The 18,824-nt window shown below is 56.5% G+C and carries 15 protein-coding genes and 1 tRNA gene; 12 read left to right on the top strand and 4 right to left on the bottom strand.

All coding sequences use genetic code 11. The features are described 5' to 3' along the window. Positions 1 to 48: 48 nt before the first annotated feature. The 7 genes from FCN45_RS00300 (at position 49) to FCN45_RS00270 (ending at position 7,938) form a co-directional block, all read left to right on the top strand. The gene (locus tag FCN45_RS00300; protein WP_137384856.1) at positions 49 to 1,578 is read left to right on the top strand and encodes an amino acid ABC transporter permease/ATP-binding protein; all 1,530 of its coding nucleotides are present in this window, start codon (positions 49 to 51) and stop codon (positions 1,576 to 1,578) included. Continuing rightward, positions 1,562 to 2,605: an alpha-hydroxy acid oxidase gene (locus tag FCN45_RS00295; RefSeq protein ID WP_137384855.1), complete on the top strand. Its 1,044-nt coding sequence runs from the start codon at positions 1,562 to 1,564 to the stop codon at positions 2,603 to 2,605. Before FCN45_RS00300 ends, FCN45_RS00295 begins: the two co-directional genes overlap by 17 nt. Beyond that, positions 2,605 to 3,528, top strand: a complete 924-nt coding sequence (locus tag FCN45_RS00290) for an ABC transporter substrate-binding protein (RefSeq protein WP_137384854.1) — start codon at positions 2,605 to 2,607, stop codon at positions 3,526 to 3,528. The genes FCN45_RS00295 and FCN45_RS00290 overlap by 1 nt, the downstream gene beginning before the upstream one ends. Further along, a complete protein-coding gene (locus FCN45_RS00285; protein WP_137386831.1) occupies positions 3,528 to 4,904 on the top strand; it encodes a dihydroorotase family protein in 1,377 nt (458 codons plus the stop codon). Before FCN45_RS00290 ends, FCN45_RS00285 begins: the two co-directional genes overlap by 1 nt. A 14-nt stretch (positions 4,905 to 4,918) precedes the next feature. Further along, complete coding sequence (locus FCN45_RS00280) at positions 4,919 to 5,680, top strand: GntR family transcriptional regulator (protein WP_101763851.1); 762 nt, start codon at positions 4,919 to 4,921, stop codon at positions 5,678 to 5,680. A gap of 32 nt (positions 5,681 to 5,712) precedes the next feature. Next, positions 5,713 to 6,828 (top strand): mandelate racemase/muconate lactonizing enzyme family protein, encoded by a 1,116-nt coding sequence (locus FCN45_RS00275; protein ID WP_101763852.1) that lies wholly within the window; start codon positions 5,713 to 5,715, stop codon positions 6,826 to 6,828. Between the two features lie 114 nt (positions 6,829 to 6,942). Beyond that, the gene (locus FCN45_RS00270) at positions 6,943 to 7,938 is read left to right on the top strand and encodes an acyltransferase (protein ID WP_137384853.1); all 996 of its coding nucleotides are present in this window, start codon (positions 6,943 to 6,945) and stop codon (positions 7,936 to 7,938) included. Here the strand turns inward: FCN45_RS00270 and FCN45_RS00265 are convergent. The 3 genes from FCN45_RS00265 to xylA all read right to left on the bottom strand — a co-directional run bounded on the left by FCN45_RS00265 (position 7,923) and on the right by xylA (position 11,853). Next, on the bottom strand, positions 7,923 to 8,855 hold the full coding sequence (locus FCN45_RS00265) for a GlxA family transcriptional regulator (protein WP_137384852.1): 933 nt from the start codon (positions 8,853 to 8,855) through the stop codon (positions 7,923 to 7,925). The genes FCN45_RS00270 and FCN45_RS00265 overlap by 16 nt on opposite strands. Positions 8,856 to 9,070: 215 nt before the next feature. Then, positions 9,071 to 10,513 (bottom strand): xylulokinase, encoded by a 1,443-nt coding sequence (gene xylB / locus FCN45_RS00260; RefSeq protein ID WP_137384851.1) that lies wholly within the window; start codon positions 10,511 to 10,513, stop codon positions 9,071 to 9,073. 17 nt (positions 10,514 to 10,530) lie between these two features. Further along, positions 10,531 to 11,853 (bottom strand): xylose isomerase, encoded by a 1,323-nt coding sequence (gene xylA, locus FCN45_RS00255; protein WP_137384850.1) that lies wholly within the window; start codon positions 11,851 to 11,853, stop codon positions 10,531 to 10,533. 345 nt (positions 11,854 to 12,198) lie between these two features. Between xylA and xylF the strand changes: the two genes are divergently transcribed. The 5 genes from xylF to FCN45_RS00225 all read left to right on the top strand — a co-directional run bounded on the left by xylF (position 12,199) and on the right by FCN45_RS00225 (position 17,342). Beyond that, on the top strand, positions 12,199 to 13,191 hold the full coding sequence (gene xylF, locus FCN45_RS00245) for a D-xylose ABC transporter substrate-binding protein (protein ID WP_101763858.1): 993 nt from the start codon (positions 12,199 to 12,201) through the stop codon (positions 13,189 to 13,191). Positions 13,192 to 13,219: 28 nt separating this feature from the next. Continuing rightward, a complete protein-coding gene (locus FCN45_RS00240; protein ID WP_137384849.1) occupies positions 13,220 to 14,740 on the top strand; it encodes a xylose ABC transporter ATP-binding protein in 1,521 nt (506 codons plus the stop codon). Then, entirely contained in the window at positions 14,733 to 15,914 is a 1,182-nt protein-coding gene (xylH, locus tag FCN45_RS00235; protein ID WP_101763860.1) for a xylose ABC transporter permease XylH, read from the top strand. Before FCN45_RS00240 ends, xylH begins: the two co-directional genes overlap by 8 nt. Positions 15,915 to 16,007: 93 nt before the next feature. Beyond that, a complete protein-coding gene (gene xylR, locus FCN45_RS00230) occupies positions 16,008 to 17,186 on the top strand; it encodes a D-xylose utilization transcriptional activator XylR (protein WP_137384848.1) in 1,179 nt (392 codons plus the stop codon). A 61-nt stretch (positions 17,187 to 17,247) separates the two neighbouring features. Next, a tRNA-Sec gene (locus FCN45_RS00225) sits at positions 17,248 to 17,342 on the top strand. A gap of 286 nt (positions 17,343 to 17,628) precedes the next feature. Here FCN45_RS00225 and FCN45_RS00220 read toward each other — a convergent pair. After that, a complete protein-coding gene (locus FCN45_RS00220; protein WP_137384847.1) occupies positions 17,629 to 18,576 on the bottom strand; it encodes a hypothetical protein in 948 nt (315 codons plus the stop codon). Positions 18,577 to 18,824: the final 248 nt, after the last annotated feature.

Raw genomic sequence — 18,824 nt, 5'->3', positions numbered from 1 at the left:
ACTCAGCCGCCTCGGTGACGAAACCGAAGCGTTGAGGAGGATAACGCCTTGGATGATTTTCTTAAGTACCTGACTTTCCCCTACTTATGGGAAGGCGCTGTTATCGCCGTGCAGCTGCTGATTGGCGCGCTGGCGGGCGGCATTGTGATTGGCTTTTTCCTGGCGTTAGCCAGCAGCTCAAAGCACGGGTTTATTCGCGTGCCGGTGAAAATCTACATCTATACGCTGCGCGGCACGCCGGTGCTGCTGCAGCTGATTTTGCTGTACAACGTGCTGCCGGAATTTGGCCTGCGTTTGAGCCCGTTCACCAGCGCGCTTATCGCCCTGATGATCAACGAAACCGCCTTCTGCGCCGAAATCATTCGCGGCGGCATTATGGCGACCGATCGCGATCAAAGCATGGCGGCGCAGGCGTTCGGTTATTCGCGCAGCAAAGAGATGATTCACGTGGTGATCCCGCAGGCGCTGCGCGCCATTCTGCCCACCATGGGCAATGAAACCGTCGGGCTGCTGAAATCCACCTCGCTGGCTTCGGTGGTGGGCGTCAATGAGCTGACGATGCGCGGCCAGGCGATTGTGTCGCAAAACTTCCTGTTTATTCCAGTGCTGGTCGCGTCGGGCGGCATCTACCTGATTCTTTCCACGCTGCTGGCGGGCGGTCAGTGGTGGCTGGAGAAGTTCTACAACCTTGATGAACGTGCGCGTCGGGCACGCGCGCGCCTGGCGAAACTGCCGCCGGAAGCAGACGTGATGCCGATGCAGCTACCAAAACGGCGCTGGGATACGCAAACCGCCGCGCCGGTGCTGGAAGTGAATCAGCTGTGCGTCGACTACGCCGGTAAAGCGGTACTGAAATCGCTGTCGTTAACCGTCCGTCGCGGCGAAGTGGTGGTTTTGCTTGGTCGCTCCGGTTCGGGCAAAAGTACGCTGCTGAAATCGATTCTGGCGCTGACGCCACGCAGCAGCGGCACCATTCAAACCGAAGGCCACTTCATGGGCAGCGACGAAAACGGTCGCGCACTGGCGCCGCGACATCTGCCGGTCAACCGCGCCAAGTCGGGCATTGGCATCGTGTTCCAGCACTTCGCGTTGTTTGATCATCTTACCGCGCTGGAAAACGTGATGAGCATTCTGCTGCGCGTGCAGGGCGCACAGCCGGAAATCGCGCGCGGCAAAGCGATGCGCGCGTTGAAAATGGTAGGACTCGGTGATTTCGCCGCCTCGCTGCCGCACGAACTCTCTGGCGGACAGAAACAGCGCGTCGGCATTGCGCGCGCGCTGGCGGCAGAACCGCAAATTCTGCTATTTGATGAACCGACTTCCGCGCTCGATCCCGAACTGGTGCGCGAAGTGAACCAAACCATGCGCAGCCTGGCGCAGACCGGCATCACCATGATCATCAGCACCCACGACATCGCGTTTGCGGCGGGCGTGGCCGATCGGGTGGTGTTCCTGCAGGATGGCGCGCTGATTGAAGAAGGCCCGCCGACGATTCTGCAAAATCCGCAAACGCCGGCTTTTGCCACCTTCCTTGAACATGAAAATGCTGCGGAGGCGCCACATGCCAACGCGCTTTGAACTCACGGCACGCGAGCGCCTCGGCGATGCGCTGTTCCGCTATATGCAGGGCCAACCGGCCGATGCGCTGGGTAATGAACCCGATGCCAATCAGCAGGCGCTACGCCGCTTTCGTCTGTTACCGCGCGTGCTGCAGGGCAATGAAAGCATCGACACGCAGATTTTCCTGCACCAGCAAAACTGGTCCGCGCCGATTGGCGTCGGCGCGTTTGCCGGTGACCGTATTTTCCATGAAGAAGGGGTGCTGCCGATTGCGCGCGCCTGCAAACGTCTGCAACTGCCGCTGGTGATCTCCGAAGAGAGCGTCACAACGCTGGAGCAGATTGGCGCCGAGTACGATCGCTGCTGGCTGCAACTGCGCGCGGCGGGCAATGTCGGCCGCATCAACGCCTTGATCGACCAGGCCGCGCAGGCCGGATTCAAAAATATCGTGCTCACGGTGCTGGCGCCGGTGCATCCGGTGGCCGGGTTACAGCCCGGCGGCTTCTCTATCGGCGACGCCCTGAAACAGCGCGGCTGGCACACCATCGGCGGCACGCAGCCGGGTGTTGCGCCGATGCCCGCTTTCCCGGTGTGGCGCTGGCAGGAGATTGATGAGGTGGCGGCACACTGCGCCGATCGCCAGCTTCCGCTGTGGCTGAAAGGCGTTTTGCATCATGACGATGCGGCGCAGGCTGCGCAGCACGGCGTCAGCGGAGTGATTGCCTCAAACATCGGCCTGCGCCAGAGCGCGCGCTGGGCTACGCCGGTCGATCAGCTGCCCGATTTGCAGGCGGTGACGCGGCTGCCGCTGCTGCTGGATGGCGGCGTACGCTGCGGCAGCGATGCGGTGGTGGCGCGCTGTCTTGGCGCGTCGCTGTCGCTCAGCGTGCGCCCGATCATCAGTGCTTTAGTCGCCGGTGGCGAGAGTGCGGTGTTCGATCTGCTTTCCGGCTGGATCAATGAAGTTACGGCCATTAGTCATTGGTGCGGTGTCAGCGATATGGCGGCGCTGAACGGCAGCTTTATCACCGAGGAGCGCTACTGATGCAGACACTGATTTTCAACCAAGGCGATGCCAGCGAATCCCGCATCTATTACTGCGCGCACTATCTGGCGCACAGCCTCGGCCTGTTCGCCGCAGAGCAGCTGCAGGTGATCTTCACCACCAGCGAATCAGGCGGGCATACGGTACAAGGCGGCCAGGTTCCCGCAGTGCTGAATCGCGACGCCGATCTCACGCTGGGCGGCCCGATGGTGGTGATGAAGCATTTTCAGCAGCACGGCGCAGAGTTGCAGTGTTTCTGCGCCTCGGTGGCGGCCAATCCGTGGTTTCTTGCGGCGGCGCAGGCGCAGCCCGATTTTCAGCTCAGCGATCTGCGCGGCAAACGTGTGCTGGATGTCGGCAATGTCGGCACCGCCACGCTGACGTTCCGCTGGCTGCTGGCGCGTCACGGTTTGCAGGATGACGTTGAGCTGATCGCTGGCAGCGGCGATCAGGCGCGGGATTTCACCGCCGTGGCCCAGGGGGCAGCGGATTATGCGCTGCACGCCATGCATATGCTGGCGCCCGCCATCGCCGCCGGACAACTCCACAGCATCAGCAGCCTCGCCAGTTTGTGCGGCCACGTACCCTGGAGCGCCTACATCGCCCGCACCGATGTATTGCAGGAGAGAGCCGCCGCTTTCGCCGCCTTCTCCCGCGCCATTGCCCAGGCGCTGACGTGGATCGCCAACCATGACGCCACTGCACTGGCGCAACAGGTGCAGGCGTTTTACCCCGATTATCCGCGCGAGGCGCTGGTGCGCGGCCTCGCGGCCTATCAACAGGCCGGTGTCTTTGCGCCAGATAGCGTGATTCCGCGCGCTGAGTTTACGCATTTCAGCCAGCTGTTAACTGCTATCGGCTGGCTCGACTCTTCACAGCCGGTGCCGTACGCGGCGCTGGTGACGCAGGCAGGAGCAGAATGATGAAACAGCTGATTATTAATGGTTTGGTGGTGACAGAAACCCGCGCTGAACTGGCCGATCTGCTGATCGAAAACGGCAAGATCAGTGGCGTGTTATCGCCTGGCGCCATCACGCACGGCGTTGACGAGGTGATCGATGCACGTGGCTTGATCATCGTGCCCGGCGCGATTGACGTGCATACCCATTTCACCGGCTCGCACGATTTTCCCGAACAGGAGCTGCGTGAAGGCACGCGCGGTGCGGCGGCGCACGGCGTTACCACCATCGTCGAGATGCCGCATTCTCTGCCACCGGCCACATCGCTGGCTAACTTCAGCGCCAAAAAAAGCTGGCTGGCAGACAACTGCTCGGTGGATTACGCCCTGTGGGCTGGGTTAGATGGAAATAACGTGCATGAACTGGCGGCGCTGAATCAGGCCGGTGCGCTGGCCTTCAAAGCTTTCCTGTGCAGCGGCGCACCCAACGGCGACGCCACCGACGAGAAAGGTTTGCCGCGTCTCGACGATGACGGTCTGCTGCGCGCCATGCGCGAGCTGGCCACGTTCGACGGGCTGATTGGCGTGCACGCTGAGAATCACGAGATTTTGATCGGTGCTGGCAGCGAACAGCGCCGCGCCGGACGCAAAGATGCGCGCGCTCATGCGCTGGCGGGGCCGGAAATCGCCGAGATCGAAGCGGTGGGACGCGTGTTAGCGATTGCCGAAGAGACCGGCGCGCGCTGCCATATCGTGCACGTCAGCTCGGCGCGCGCGGCGGAAACCATCGTCGCCGCTAAAACCCGCGTACGCGCCAGCTTCGAAACCTGTCCGCACTATTTACTGCTCGACGAAGACGATTTGGTGCGCATCGGCCCCAACGCGCGCTGCGGCCCGCCAATCCGCCCACGTCCGGTGGTGGATGCGCTGTGGCAGGTGCTGCTGCGCGGCGATATCGACATGATCGCCTCTGACCATTGTCCGTACACGCCCGCACAAAAACAGGCGGGTGAAGCCAGCATCTGGGAGGCGGGCATGGGCCTGACCGGCGTGGAAACCCTCAGCCCGATGTTCTTCAGCGCGGCCCATATTGAACGTGGCGTGGCGCTCAGCGAGTTTGCGCGCATGACCGCCAGCGGCCCGGCCAAAGCCTTCCAGCTGTGGGGCAAAAAAGGGGCGATTGCGCCCGGCTTCGACGCCGATTTGGTGTTCTACGACGCCAGCCAAAGCTGGACGGTGCGCGGCGCCAATTTTCAGGGACTCGGCAAGTGGAGCGCATTTGAAGGGATGCGCTGTCAGGGTAGAGTGGTGCGCACATTGATTCGTGGCGTCACGGTATTCCAGGATGACCAGATGCAGGTTGAACCCGGCTTCGGTCAATTCGTGACCCGACAGGTTTAAACAGGATAAACAACATGGCAGGAAAACCCTCTACCGCTCGTCGTAAAAACAGCGCCCCGCTGGCGCAGGACGCGGCCACCGATAACAGCTGGAATAGCGCGCGTCCGCGCACGCTGGTCGATCACGCCGTGGATGCCATTCTCAGCGCCGCCTCGCGCGGCCTGATCCTGCCCGGCGACCGCATCGCAGAACCCGAGCTGGTGGCGAAACTCGGTATGAGCCGCGTGCCGATCCGCGAAGCGCTGCGCATTCTGGAGAGCCAGGGCATTGTCACCAGCGAGCCGTATAAAGGTATCCGCCTGATGGAGATTTCGCATCAGCGGCTGGAGCAGATTATCGATGTGCGCATCCCGCTGGAGACGCTGGCCTGTCGCCGGGCAATTGAGGCCGGACGCAACAGCGCTGAGCAGCTTAATCAGCTCTATCAGGGCGTGGCGCAGATGCAGGCGATGATGCAAAGCGATAACGTTTACGGTTTTGCCTCCGCCGATACCGATTTCCACCGCACGCTGTGTAGCTTCGCGCACAACCCGGTGCTGAGCAATTTGTGGGAGTCGATTGCCCGTCAGCTGACGGTGATTTTCGGCCTCTCCACCATGGGTAAATCGATGAGCGACATCATTGAGGAGCATCAGCGGCTGATTAATGTCTTTGCCGATGGCGACATCGCCAAAATGACCGACGAGGTTGAGAACCACATCCGCATTCAGGCGCTGGACGTGGATTACGAAACCCTGATAACACAGCGCCGACAGCACCGTTCCGCTCTCGGCTAATTTCGCCTTGCCTTTACACCAGGGAAAACACCATGAAAATCATTAACGTTGAGGCGTTTTACCTGCGCCTGCCAGTGATTGAGCAGCGCACCGACAGCTCTCAGGATGCGCTGCTGATCAAAATCACCACCGATGCCGGCATCACCGGCTGGGGCGAAGTGGATGGCAGCCCGTATGTCACCAAAGCCATCATTGAAGCGCCCTATTCGCACACCATGGTCACCGGCCTGAAGTCGCTGTTAATCGGCGAAAACCCGCTGGAAACCGGCCGTTTATGGAAGAAGATGCACAAAGCCACCCTCTATTACGGCCGCAGCGGCGCGGTACTACAGGCGATGGCCGGCATCGACATCGCCTTGTGGGACATCAAAGGTAAAGCACTCGGCAAGCCGATTGTTGAACTGCTGGGCGGCGCCATGCGCGACAAAATGCGCGTTTACTCCTCCAACATGTTCCAGTTCAGCGTGGAAGAGACGGTCGCGCGCGCGCAGCATGCGATGGATACCGGCCATAGCGGCGTGAAGTTTGGCTGGGAGCCGTTTGGCACTGACGAAGCGCTGGATCTGCGCTATCTCGACGCCCTGCGTAAAGCGATGGGCGACGATGTGGATCTGATGCTGGACGTCGGCCACGTGTGGGATGCCAAAACCACCATCCGCCGCAGCCAGCGCTATGAACACCTCAATCTGTTCTGGATTGAAGAGCCGCTGCATCCCGATAACTACGCCGGTTACGGCCAGGTTTCCGCCGCCTGCCAGCAGCATATCGCCGCCGGTGAGCAAGAGTGTTCGGTAACGGGTTTCCAGCGCCTGATAGATGAAGGCGGCATCGATATCGTGCAGATCGACCTGACGCGCACCGGCTTTACGCAGGCAATGGAGATCGCCAGCTACGCGCACAGCCGTGGACGCAAAGTGTGCAACCACAACTTCACCACCGACATTAATACCGCCGCCTCGCTGCATTTCCTGTGCGCGATTGAGAATGCGCTGGTGATGGAGTATTGCGTCGAGCCGGGCGAAATCAGCCGCTCGCTGGCGAAGAATCCGGTGCGCATCGCCGACGGTTACGCGTGGCTGCCGAGCGAGCCGGGCCTCGGCGTTGAACCCGACGAAGCGGTGATCGAGACGTTTTTGGTGCGTGATTAACCAGGTCGCCATTTATGGCGACCTGGTAACAGAGTGATCTGAATTACAACGCAAAAGGTTGTTGGCGCGCGGCTCACTGGCTACCCTTCTTCGCAGCCAATGCAAGAGGGTGCCATGCAGCAAAAAATTTACTGGATCGACAACTTACGTGCGGTTGCCTGCCTGATGGTGATCGTCATTCACACCACAACCTGGTACATCACCGGACCGATGGCGGTGACAGGCCTGAGCTGGGATGTGGCGAACCTGCTTAACTCAGCGTCACGCGTCTGTGTGCCGCTGTTCTTTATGATTTCAGGCTATCTGTTTTTCGGCGAACGCAGTGCACAAGGGCGGCATCTGCTGCGCATCGTGCTGTGCCTGCTGTTCTACAGCGCGGTGGCGCTGGCCTATATCACCTGGCTGACGCCGATCAGCGAAGGTCGATCGCTGCTCAAACTGCTGCAAAGACCGGTGTTCTATCACCTGTGGTTCTTCTTCGCCATTATCGGCATCTATCTGTTATCCCCGCTGATTCAGGTGAAAAGCGTGGCACCGCGCTATGTCGCAATACTGGTGATCGTGCTGGCGGTGCTGGCGAATCCGAATACCGTGAGCCAATCGCTGGGACCGTTCCACTGGCTGCCGGTGAATCTGTATGTCAGCGGCGACAGCATTTACTACCTGCTGTATGCGCTGCTCGGGCGTGCGATTGGCTGCATGGAGACCGACAAGCGCAGCATCAGCTGGCTGGCGGGATTGGGCTTTATGGCCTGCGTGATTGGCATTGCGCTCGGCACCAAACAGATGCTGAAAATCAACGGCGCGTTCAACGATACCTGGTATCTCTATTGTGGGCCGCTGGTGTTTATTGCCGCCATCAGCCTGTTGATTCTGTTCAAAAACACCCTGAATCAGCGCGCGCTGCCGGGGCTCGCCACCATCTCACGCTATTCCCTGCCGATCTACGGTTTTCACGCGCTGTTTATCCACTTTTTGCGTACTCATCACTACGACGACATGTCGCGCCCGTGGCTCGATTTGCCGTGGGTGATGGGCGTGACGCTGATCGGTAGCCTGCTGCTGGCGATGGGATTACAACGCGTGGATAAGCGTCATCTGGTGAGCTGATCGTCCCAGCGCTGGTGCGCGCGGCGCAGCTGGCGGGCCGAGGAGAATCCGGCGGCCAGCGCCGCTTTCTCCGCCGCTTCACCCTGCTGCTGGCGTTGCCGCGCAATCACTAAGCGCAGCTGTTCGTGGTATTCGCGCACGCTGATGCCCAGATGCTGGCGGAACAGGCGCGTCAGATGACGCTCGCTGACGTGCGCCCGTTCGGCCAGCGCGGTAAGCGACCAATCATGTTCGGGATGGGCAATCATCACATCCTGCGCGCGATGAATCGCCGGATGCATGTGATTGCGATAGCGCAGCCACGGCGACAGCTGCGGATCGTCGCCGGAACGGCGGAACCACACCACCATTTCGCGCGCCACTTTCAGTGCCTGCGGCGCGCCGCACAGCCGATTGATGAGATGCAGCGCCAGATCGATGCCCGCAGTAATGCCCGCGCTGGTCCAGATGCCGACATCTTCGACGAAAACCCGGTTATCTTTTACCAACGCCGCTGGCGCTGCCGCTTTCAGGCGCGGTAACACATCATGATGCGTGGTGCATTGGATGCCATTCAGCAACCCCGCCTGCGCTGAAAGCAGTGCGCCGGAACAGATGCACACCAGCGTGATGCGCTGATCGGTAATCGCCGCCTGCTGCTGGCGCAGCCAGTCACGCGCTATCGCGGCCGGTGCGGTATCGAAACAGACGCGCGAATCGTGTACGCCAGGCACCACCAGCAGGCTGTTTGCCGGCAGTTGCGCGGGCAAGGGCGCGATGTCGGCGAGGGTCATGCCGGTGGAGCACAGCACGCTTGGCTGCGGGCCGATGTAGTGCAGCGCGAAGTGGCCGTCGGCCAGCTGCAGGGTTTCAGCGGGGCCAGTGAGATCCAGCGCCATCACGCCGGGAAGCACGAGAAAGAAGACGGACTGCGGCATGGTGAGCTCCGGTTGGGTTTGGTGTGTTTTTCCCCCTCACCCTAGCCCTCTCCCGCAAGCGGGAGAGGGAACCGATCGAGCTAATAACTCCCTCTCCCGTTTACGGGAGAGGGTTGGGGTGAGGGCAAATCAGGCCATTACATTTAACACAAAACCCCAATCATACCCGATAAAAACTCCAACACCCTGCCAAATCCAGCCATCACTCTCCCACATCAAGACATCAACGGCTGCAACTGCTGATACAAGCGCGCAAACACCTCGCGCTGTGGCTGATACGCCTGATGCCGCGCCGCATCCGGTTGATGCCGCTGCGCCAGTTCCAGCGACGGCCATTCGCTCGCCGGATCAACCGCCAGCTGCGCCAGTCGCGCCGCACCCAGCGCCGGGCCGACTTCGCCGCCGTGACAATAATCCAGCGTTTGCCCGCTGATATCCGCCAGCATCTGACGCCAGTACGCACTTCGCGCGCCGCCGCCAATCAGCATCACGGTTTTCGGCTGCACGCCACACTCATGCACCGCATCCATGCCTTCGGCCAGCGCGAAGCCCACGCCCTCCAGCACCGCGCGCGCCAGTTCTGGCCGGCCATGCTGATGCGTTAAACCAAAGAATGCGCCCTGCGCCTGCGGATTGTTATGCGGCGTGCGCTCGCCAGAAAGATAGGGCAGGAACCACACTGGCGGCACATCGCTGCGCGCTTTTTCCGCCTCACTCAGCAGTTGCGGCACATCGGCGCAGCCGGTTAGCGCCGCCGCCCAATCGAGGCAGGAAGCCGCGCTGAGAATCACCGACATGAGATGCCAGCGCTGCGGCAGCGCGTGGCAAAAGCTGTGCACCGCACGCTGTGGATTGCTGAGATAGCCGTCGCTCACCAGGAAATAGACGCCCGACGTGCCGAGCGACAGCATGCCTTGTCCCGGCTCAACCATGCCGACACCCACCGCGCCCGCCGCGTTATCGCCACCGCCCGCCACCAGCGGCACGCTTGGCATGCCCCAGCGCGCGGCGACATCTGGCAACAAGGTGCCGGTGATCTGATTGCCTTCAAACAGTTGCGGCATCTGGCTGCGTTGCAAATCGCAGGCGTTGAGCATCTCATCGCTCCAGTCGCGCTGCGCCACATCCAGCCACATCGTTCCCGCCGCGTCCGACATGTCGCTGGCGAACTCACCGCTCATGCGCAAGCGCAGATAATCCTTTGGCAGCAGCACTTTAGCTACCTGAGCAAAAATTTGCGGCTCATGCTGTTTTACCCACAGCAGCTTAGGCGCGGTAAAGCCAGGCATCATCAGGTTGCCGGTGATGCGACGCGAATCCGGCACGCGCTTCTCCAGTTCCTGACACTGCTCGCCGCTGCGCCCGTCATTCCACAAAATCGCCGGACGCAGCACCCGATTCTCGCTATCCAGCAAGGTGGCACCGTGCATCTGCCCGCTCAGGCCAATCGCCTTCACGCCGCTGAGATCGTGCTGCTGGGCCAGCGCCTGCATGGCACGATCGGTAGCCCGCCACCAGCTTTCGGCATCTTGCTCGCTCCATAACGGCTGCGGCCGCGACACCTCCAGCGGCGCACTCTCCACTGCAATCACTTTGCCGTGCGCATCCAGCAATACCACTTTCACGCCGGAGGTGCCTAAATCGATGCCGATAACCATGCTGCGCTCCTGAAAAGTCAAAAATCAAACAAGTAGTGATTCACCAGATTCTCCAGCTGTTCCTGGCGTCCACTGCGATGCTGTGGATTAAATTGCTGTTGCTGCGCCTGTTCCGCCAGCGCGGCAAGGGAAAATTCTCCCTTCAGGATCTGCTGTCCGAACTCGCCGTTCCAGCCGCTGTAGCGCTGCGCCACACGCCTATCCAGCTCGCCATCCGCCACCATGCGTGCCGCGACTTTCAACGCCAGCGCCATGGTATCCATTGCGCCGATATGGCCGTAGAACAGGTCGTATTTATCGGTGCTCTGGCGGCGGACTTTGGCATCAAAGTTTAAACCGCCGGTAGTAAATCCGCCCGCTTTGATAATTTCGTACAGCACCAGCGCATTCTCTTCGACGCTGACCGGGAACTGGTCGGTATCCCAGCCACACTGCATGTCGCCACGGTTAGCATCCACCGAGCCAAAAATGCCCAGCGCAATGGCCGTTGCGATCTCATGATGGAATGAGTGCCCCGCCAGCGTCGCATGGTTGGCTTCCACATTCACTTTGATCTCTTTCTCCAGCCCGAACTGCTTCAGGAAGCCATAAACTGTCGCGACATCATAGTCATACTGATGTTTCGTCGGCTCCTGTGGCTTGGGTTCAATCAGCAACATGCCGTGGAAACCGATCTTATGTTTGTGCTCCACCACCATCTGCATAAACCGGCCAATCTGCTCGCGCTCCTGACGCAGGTCGGTATTCAGCAGGGTTTCATACCCTTCACGCCCGCCCCACAGCACATAGTTCTCGCCGCCCAGAGTTTGCGTGGCCTGCATGGCGCTGCACACCTGGCTGGCGGCCCAGGCAAAAATTTCCGGATCCGGATTGGTCGCCGCACCCGCACCGTAACGCGGATGGGTAAAGCAGTTGGCGGTTCCCCACAGCAGTTTCACGCCGGTTTCCTGCTGTTTTTCCAGTAATTTATCGGTCATCACCGCGAAGTTTTCACGATAGCTTTTCAGCGAATCGCCTTCCGGTGAGACATCCACATCGTGGAAGCAGTAATAAGGCACATTCAGTTTATGGAAGAACTCAAAGGCGACATCGGCCTTTTGCTTCGCCAGCTCAAGCGCATCACCCGGCTTCTGCCACGGACGATCAAACGCGCCAACGCCAAACATATCCGCGCCGTTCCAGCAGAAGGTATGCCAGTAACAGGCTGCAAAGCGCAGATGCTCCGCCATGGTTTTACCGAGAATCACCTCGTCCGGGTTGTAATGACGAAACGCCAGAGGATTGCGGGTATTACTCCCTTCATAACGAACGCGATCAAGCTGGTCGAAATAGGCGTGCATAGTTAGCTCCTTAGCATGAGGACCCGAATGGTCAGCTTTGAGCGGTTATTGTGATGATGTAATTTACTGCTGCTCAATTACGATATTTAACACTCAACGTAAGATAATTATTATTTGTGCGCCAGCTCGCAAAATAATGTCGTTATTTTCATTCAGCCTCTCTCACGTCGTTTTTTCTGAAAGCGTTGAAATATCGATCGCGCTCATAAAATCGCAAATAAACCAAAAAACGTAATAGCCGGATAAAAATCAGTAATTGATGTCATCTGAAACTCAGGGCAACAATTCATCGGCCTGGTTATCAGCCTTACAACGACAACAGCCTCAACCTACAGGATTAATACCATGAACATGAAAAAATCACTGTTGGCCGCCTGCGCGGCTCTGGCCCTGTTTAGTCACGCGGGTAGCGCTAAAGAAGTCAAAATCGGTATGGCTATTGATGATTTACGTCTGGAACGCTGGCAAAAAGATCGCGATATCTTTGTTAAACAAGCCGAATCACTGGGCGCCAAAGTGTTTGTGCAATCGGCCAACGGCAACGAAGAAACGCAGATGTCGCAAATTGAAAATATGATTAATCGCGGCGTCGATGTATTGGTCATCATTCCTTATAACGGCCAGGTTTTAAGTAACGTGGTGGCGGAAGCGAAACGTGAAGGCATTAAAGTGCTGGCATATGACCGCATGATAAATAACGCCGATATTGATTTTTACATCTCATTCGATAATGAAAAAGTGGGCGAGTTACAGGCCGAAAGTATTGTGAAGCAAGTACCAAAAGGTAATTACTTCCTGATGGGCGGCTCGCCGGTGGATAATAACGCGCGCCTGTTCCGTGCCGGTCAGATGAAAGTGTTAAAACCTTATATTGATAATGGCAGCATTAAAGTGGTCGGCGATCAGTGGGTTGATGCGTGGCTGCCGGAAAATGCGCTGAAAATAATGGAGAACGCCTTAACGGCAAACAGCAACCATATTGATGCCGTTGTGGCGTCGAATGATGCCACCGCAGGCGGTGCGATTCAGGCATTAAGCGCGCAGGGACTTTCCGGCAAAGTCGCGATCTCCGGCCAGGATGCCGATCTCGCCGCCATCAAACGCATTATGAACGGCACGCAAACCATGACGGTTTACAAACCCATCACTGAACTGGCGACTGAAGCAGCCAAAATCGCGGTGGAACTCGGTGACGACAAACAACCCGCCAGCAACAGCAAGCTGAATAATGGCCTGAAAGATGTGCCATCGCGCCTGCTGAATCCTATTCCGGTGAACAAAGACAACATTGAAAGCACGGTAGTCAAAGACGGCTTCCACAAGCAGAGCGAACTCTGAGGCGCGAGCCCGTAAAGGAGAGAGGCCGATGTTGCTGGAAATGAACCATATCACCAAGCGTTTCGGCGCGGTGAAAGCTCTGGATGACGTGAGCCTGCAGCTGGAAGCCGGTGAAGTGATGTCGCTGTGCGGCGAAAACGGCTCGGGGAAATCGACCCTGATGAAGATCCTGTGCGGGCTGTATCCGCACGGTGACTTTGAAGGCAGTATCCATTTTGCGGGCGACGAGATTCAGGCGCAGACCATTCGTGATACCGAACGCAAAGGGATCGTGATCATCCATCAAGAGCTGGCGCTGGTGCGGCAGCTGACGGTGATGGAGAACATTTTCCTCGGCGCAGAGCTGGGACGTTTCGGCATGGTGGATGATGAAACCATGACGTTGCGTTGCCAGCAGCTGCTGGAGCGGGTCAAGCTGCAGGTATCGCCGGATACGCGCGTCGGCGAACTGGGATTAGGCCAGCAACAGCTGGTGGAGATTGCACGCGCCTTGAATAAACAGGTGAGCCTGCTGATCCTCGACGAACCGACCTCTTCACTCACCGAACAGGAAACGGAGGTGCTGCTTAGCATCATCAAAAACCTGCGCGAACATGGCATCGCCTGCATCTACATTTCGCACAAACTCAACGAGGTAAAAGCGATTTCGGACACCGTCTGCGTGATCCGCGACGGTCAGCATATCGCGACCCGCGCGGCCGCCGGGCTAAGTGAGGATGACATCATCACCATGATGGTCGGACGCGAGCTGACGGCGCTCTATCCGCATAGCCCACACGAGATTGGCGAAACCGTGTTGCAGGTGGAGAACCTCACGGCGTGGCATCCCATCAACCGCCATATCCGCCGGGTGGATAACGTCTCTTTTAGCCTGAAGCGCGGCGAAATTCTTGGCATTGCCGGGCTAGTTGGTGCCGGGCGAACCGAAACCGTGCAGTGTCTGTTTGGCGTTTGGCCGGGACGCTGGCAGGGCGATATTCATATTAACGGCAAGAAAGTCCGTATCAAGGACTGCCGCGCCGCCATCGCGCACGGCATCGCGATGGTGCCGGAAGATCGCAAAAAGGATGGCATCGTGCCGCTAATGGGCGTGGGCAAAAACATCACGCTGGCCGCGCTGGACCAATTTAGCCCCCGGCTTTCGCTGCTGGATGACGCGCAGGAACAACAGGCAATTTATCAGGCCATTGCGCGCCTGAGGGTGAAAACCTCGTCGGCAGAACTGCCGATTGGTCGCCTGAGCGGCGGCAATCAACAGAAAGCGATCCTCGCTAAATGCCTGCTGCTCAATCCAAAAATCTTAATTCTTGATGAGCCTACACGCGGCATTGATGTGGGCGCGCGCCAGGAAATCTATCTGCTGATCAATTCGCTAGTGCAGCAAGGGATTGCGGTGATTGTCATTTCGTCTGAGCTGCCCGAAGTGCTGGGCCTGAGCGATCGGGTTTTGGTGATGCATGAAGGCAAAATCAAAGCCGATCTGATTAACGATAACCTGACTCAGGAGCAGGTGATGGAAGCCGCCCTGCGGAGTGAACACTATGTTTAAGACCGAAAGTACGCAACGCGGCCTCACTACGCCGGGTAAAGGTGCGCCAGGTAAATTCTCGCTGCCAAATCTGCAGGTGCTGGTGATGCTGGGTGCGATTGTGCTAATCGCCCTGTTCTTCACCTGGACCACCGACGGTGCCTGGCTCAGCGCACGTAATGTTTCCAACCTGCTGCGCCAGACCGCCATCACCGGCATTCTTGCGGTCGGCATGGTGTTCGTCATTATCTCTGCGGAGATCGATCTCTCGGTGGGTTCGATGATGGGGTTGCTCGGCGGTGCTGCAGCTATCTTTGACGTCTGGCTCGGTTGGCCGCTGCCGCTCACCATCGTCGTGACTTTGGTGATGGGTTTGCTGCTCGGCACCTGGAACGGCTGGTGGGTGGCTTATCGCAAAGTTCCGTCGTTTATTGTCACGCTGGCGGGGATGCTGGCGTTTCGCGGCATTCTGGTCGGCATCACCGATGGCACCACGGTAGCGCCTACCAGCCCGGCGATGTCGCAGATTGGCCAAAGCTATCTGCCTGGCGGGATCGGATTTGGCTTCGGCTTTGCTGGCCTGGCGCTGTTTATCCTCTGGCAATGGCGCTTGCGTCTGCGTCGCCAACAGCTTGGTCTGGCGCAAACTTCCGTCAGCGGTGCGCTGGTGCGACAGGTCGTCACCGCTGTTCTGGTGTTAGGCGCGATCTGGCTGCTCAACGATTATCGCGGCGTGCCAACGCCGGTCTTGCTGCTGGCGCTGCTGCTGCTCGGCGGCATGTTTATGGCGACGCGCACGGCCTTTGGTCGCCGGATTTATGCCATCGGTGGCAACCTGGATGCCGCGCGCCTTTCCGGCATTAATGTGGCCCGCACCAAGCTGGCGGTTTTCGCCATCAATGGCGTGATGGTGGCGATTGCTGGCCTGATCCTGAGCTCACGCCTTGGCGCGGGTTCGCCTTCGGCAGGCAACATTGCCGAGCTGGATGCTATCGCCGCCTGTGTGATTGGCGGCACCAGCCTGGCGGGCGGCGTTGGCTCGGTGGCGGGCGCGGTCATCGGCGCCTTTATCATGGCGTCGCTGGATAACGGCATGAGCATGATGGATGTCCCGACCTTTTGGCAGTACATCGTCAAGGGCGCCATTCTGCTACTGGCGGTGTGGATGGATACTGCGACGCGCCGCCGGGTGTAATCGCGTGGGGGATCACAATGTGGCGCAAATTCTTTCTGCTGTCCGTCGTGCCATGCTATGCAAGGTGCTGTCGATTTAGGAGAGTGCGCCACGATGCATGAGAAACGCTTTCGCATTACGTTGCTGTTCAACGCCAATAAGGTCTATGACCGCCAGGTGGTTGAGGGTGTCGGTGAGTATTTACAGGCATCACAAACGGATTGGGACATTTTCATTGAAGAGGATTTTCGTTGCCGCATCGACAATATCCGTGAATGGCTGGGCGATGGAGTTATTGCGGATTACGACGATCCCATGATTGAAAAACTGCTGGCGAACGTGTCGGTGCCGATAGTTGGCGTTGGCGGATCGTACCATCAGCCGCAGGACTATCCGCCGGTGCATTACATCGCCACCGACAACGCCGCGCTGGTCGAGAGCGCCTTTTTGCATTTGAAAGAGAAAGGCGTGAACCGCTTTGCTTTCTATGGCTTGCCCGCAGCCAGCGGCAAACGCTGGGCGCAAGAGCGTGAACATGCGTTTCGCCAGCTGGTAGCGCGCGAGCGTTATCAAGGCGTGGTTTATCAGGGCATGGAAACAGCGCCGGAAAATTGGCAGCACGCTCAAAACCGTCTGGCTGACTGGCTGCAAACCCTGCCGCAGCAAACCGGCATCATCGCCGTCACCGATGCCCGCGCACGCCATCTGCTGCAGGCCTGTGAATATCTCAAAATTCCGGTGCCGGAAAAGCTCACGGTGATCGGGATTGATAACGAGGAACTGACGCGTTATCTGTCGCGCGTAGCGCTCTCGTCCGTGGCGCAGGGTTCACGCCAGATGGGTTATCAGGCGGCAAAACTGCTGCATCACCTGCTGGATAATCAGCCTCTGCAACTGCAACGAATTCTGGTACCACCGGTAAAAGTGATTGCGCGCCGCTCCACCGATTTCCGCTCCTTGCACGATCCTGCGGTGATTCAGGCAATGCATTACATCCGCTTCAACGCCTGCAAAGGCATTAAAGTTGAACAGGTGCTGGATGCCATCGGCATCTCGCGATCGAATCTGGAAAAACGCTTCCGTGATGAAACCGGCGACACCATTCACGCCATGATTCACCGCGAAAAACTGGAGAAAGCGCGCGAGCTGCTGGCGTGTTCTTCGCTGAGCATCAATGAGATCTCACAAATGTGTGGTTACCCGTCGCTGCAATATTTCTATTCGGTGTTTAAAAAGAGTTACGCCAATACGCCGAAGGAGTATCGGCAGCTTCACGGTGAAAACGTGCTGTGACGCACGGCTGAGATCAAGAATTCCGCCGTGATTGTCGCTATACTCCTGCGGCATCTTCAAAGGAAGATCGTCGTCTCCGGTGAGGCGGCCGGATTTCAAATCCGGTTAGGGCCGCCAGCGGTCCTGGGCAGGTTCGACTCCTGTGATCTTCCGCCACTTTTATTACACACATCAAGAATTGCCTTGCCCTGACCAGCGTTAATATACTTTTTCACCGCATCCCGTTATAGCTTCTTAAGCTGACAAATGAACTGAAATAAAAACGTCGCGAAAATCAGAAATAAAATTTTGCGCTGCCCTTTCTGCCGCCATTCGTTAAATACTAAAAAAGCACTATTGTAAACCTTTATTATCTTACGCCGATAGACTTAAATTTCACTGGCTTACTAACTTTATTTAAATCGATTAAGATTACCATGCTCATCAAAATAAACCTTAATTTTTATTTTTTCTTCGGCATTGGACTATCTTTATTAACATCTATCATATCGAGGTTATATAAATCAAAGTTTATGTATTCCCTTGATGTTGTTGGAGACTTGTATAGTCTTGGCTTACCATAGATAAATACAAAGGCTGTAGGCTTACTTATAGAAGATATTGAAGAAATCCTTTTGGTCACTAATTTTTTAATCGGATATTTCTCGATTAATTTATCACCAATAAATAGAGTAACAGGTAAAAGTACCCCGGACTTGTTTTTAAGACATTTTTTAAACTTTACTTTATATCCATTTTCATGCCTATCTACATAAGCCCAACCATAATATATCAAGCTATGCTCAGGTAAACTCTCAAAATCTTGCTCCCAAATTAACTTAAAGAATGAAGGGTAAGGGATGCTACTTCCACTTATATTTATAACTCTGTTACCAACTGTTTTATCCGCAGAGTATCTGAGAAATCTACTGACAGTTGTTCTAACCGAATAGATGCTACTAATAAAACCGGTTTGCTTAATATTATATTCTATCGATTTACTTTTATAGCTTCTCTTTTCGTTTACATCTTCTTCAATATTATTTTTTTTATCTTTCACATCATAATACGAATCAGGTCTTGCTAGAAAAAATGAATCGACCACTGATAAATCAACAGACTTTTTATCATTATTACCTTCACTAGTAATAACCTCCAATATTTTCAGCGGGATTTTATTGAAAACCTCACAATTTTCACCATATTCTCCATATACCCTAAAATGAGGTACAACTCTCATGTTATGGGTTTCTTCATCGATATTTGCGCACGTCACTTGGGCATTACAACTATCGCCAGGACAAATGAAAGCTTTTTTGTTAGTTATTAGGCCTGACCAGTAAAACTCATAAGCTTTATCAGCATCAATAAAATCTTCTATTTCTAAAGAGTAGGCAACATCTAAAGACATAACTAATCCTTGTAGTTTCATAAAGATAAAAAGAAATTTAATTTATACCGTTTAAATCATGAGCGATCAACCATTAATAGCCCTAACATGCCAATTATAATACATATTAAACACAAGAAGTTTATCACCAAAGCTAATTAAATTATCGGGATATAAAACCATTAAACCAAAAAAAATTAAGCATAAGCTTTTAATAAAACAAGTAATGTACTCATTAACCACGTCAGACTTTGGGTCTTGATGGGCGT

It is taken from the genome of Pantoea sp. SO10, from assembly GCF_005281435.1.
GTDB classification, from domain to species: domain Bacteria; phylum Pseudomonadota; class Gammaproteobacteria; order Enterobacterales; family Enterobacteriaceae; genus Pantoea; species Pantoea leporis.
Note: the sequence above shows the minus strand (reverse complement) of the source record. Positions and strands in the feature narration are given on the sequence as shown.

Bases quoted from the DNA above. Each gene is read 5' to 3' on its own strand.
- xylH (WP_101763860.1), top strand. From the start codon at position 14,733: ATGTTTAAGACCGAAAGTACGCAACGCGGCCTCACTACGCCGGGTAAA.
- FCN45_RS00240 (WP_137384849.1), top strand. From the start codon at position 13,220: ATGTTGCTGGAAATGAACCATATCACCAAGCGTTTCGGCGCGGTGAAA.
- FCN45_RS00220 (WP_137384847.1), bottom strand. From the start codon at position 18,576: ATGTCTTTAGATGTTGCCTACTCTTTAGAAATAGAAGATTTTATTGAT.
- FCN45_RS00285 (WP_137386831.1), top strand. From the start codon at position 3,528: ATGAAACAGCTGATTATTAATGGTTTGGTGGTGACAGAAACCCGCGCT.
- FCN45_RS00290 (WP_137384854.1), top strand. From the start codon at position 2,605: ATGCAGACACTGATTTTCAACCAAGGCGATGCCAGCGAATCCCGCATC.
- FCN45_RS00265 (WP_137384852.1), bottom strand. From the start codon at position 8,855: ATGCCGCAGTCCGTCTTCTTTCTCGTGCTTCCCGGCGTGATGGCGCTG.
- FCN45_RS00275 (WP_101763852.1), top strand. From the start codon at position 5,713: ATGAAAATCATTAACGTTGAGGCGTTTTACCTGCGCCTGCCAGTGATT.
- xylF (WP_101763858.1), top strand. From the start codon at position 12,199: ATGAACATGAAAAAATCACTGTTGGCCGCCTGCGCGGCTCTGGCCCTG.
- FCN45_RS00280 (WP_101763851.1), top strand. From the start codon at position 4,919: ATGGCAGGAAAACCCTCTACCGCTCGTCGTAAAAACAGCGCCCCGCTG.
- FCN45_RS00270 (WP_137384853.1), top strand. From the start codon at position 6,943: ATGCAGCAAAAAATTTACTGGATCGACAACTTACGTGCGGTTGCCTGC.
- FCN45_RS00295 (WP_137384855.1), top strand. From the start codon at position 1,562: ATGCCAACGCGCTTTGAACTCACGGCACGCGAGCGCCTCGGCGATGCG.
- xylR (WP_137384848.1), top strand. From the start codon at position 16,008: ATGCATGAGAAACGCTTTCGCATTACGTTGCTGTTCAACGCCAATAAG.
- xylA (WP_137384850.1), bottom strand. From the start codon at position 11,853: ATGCACGCCTATTTCGACCAGCTTGATCGCGTTCGTTATGAAGGGAGT.
- xylB (WP_137384851.1), bottom strand. From the start codon at position 10,513: ATGGTTATCGGCATCGATTTAGGCACCTCCGGCGTGAAAGTGGTATTG.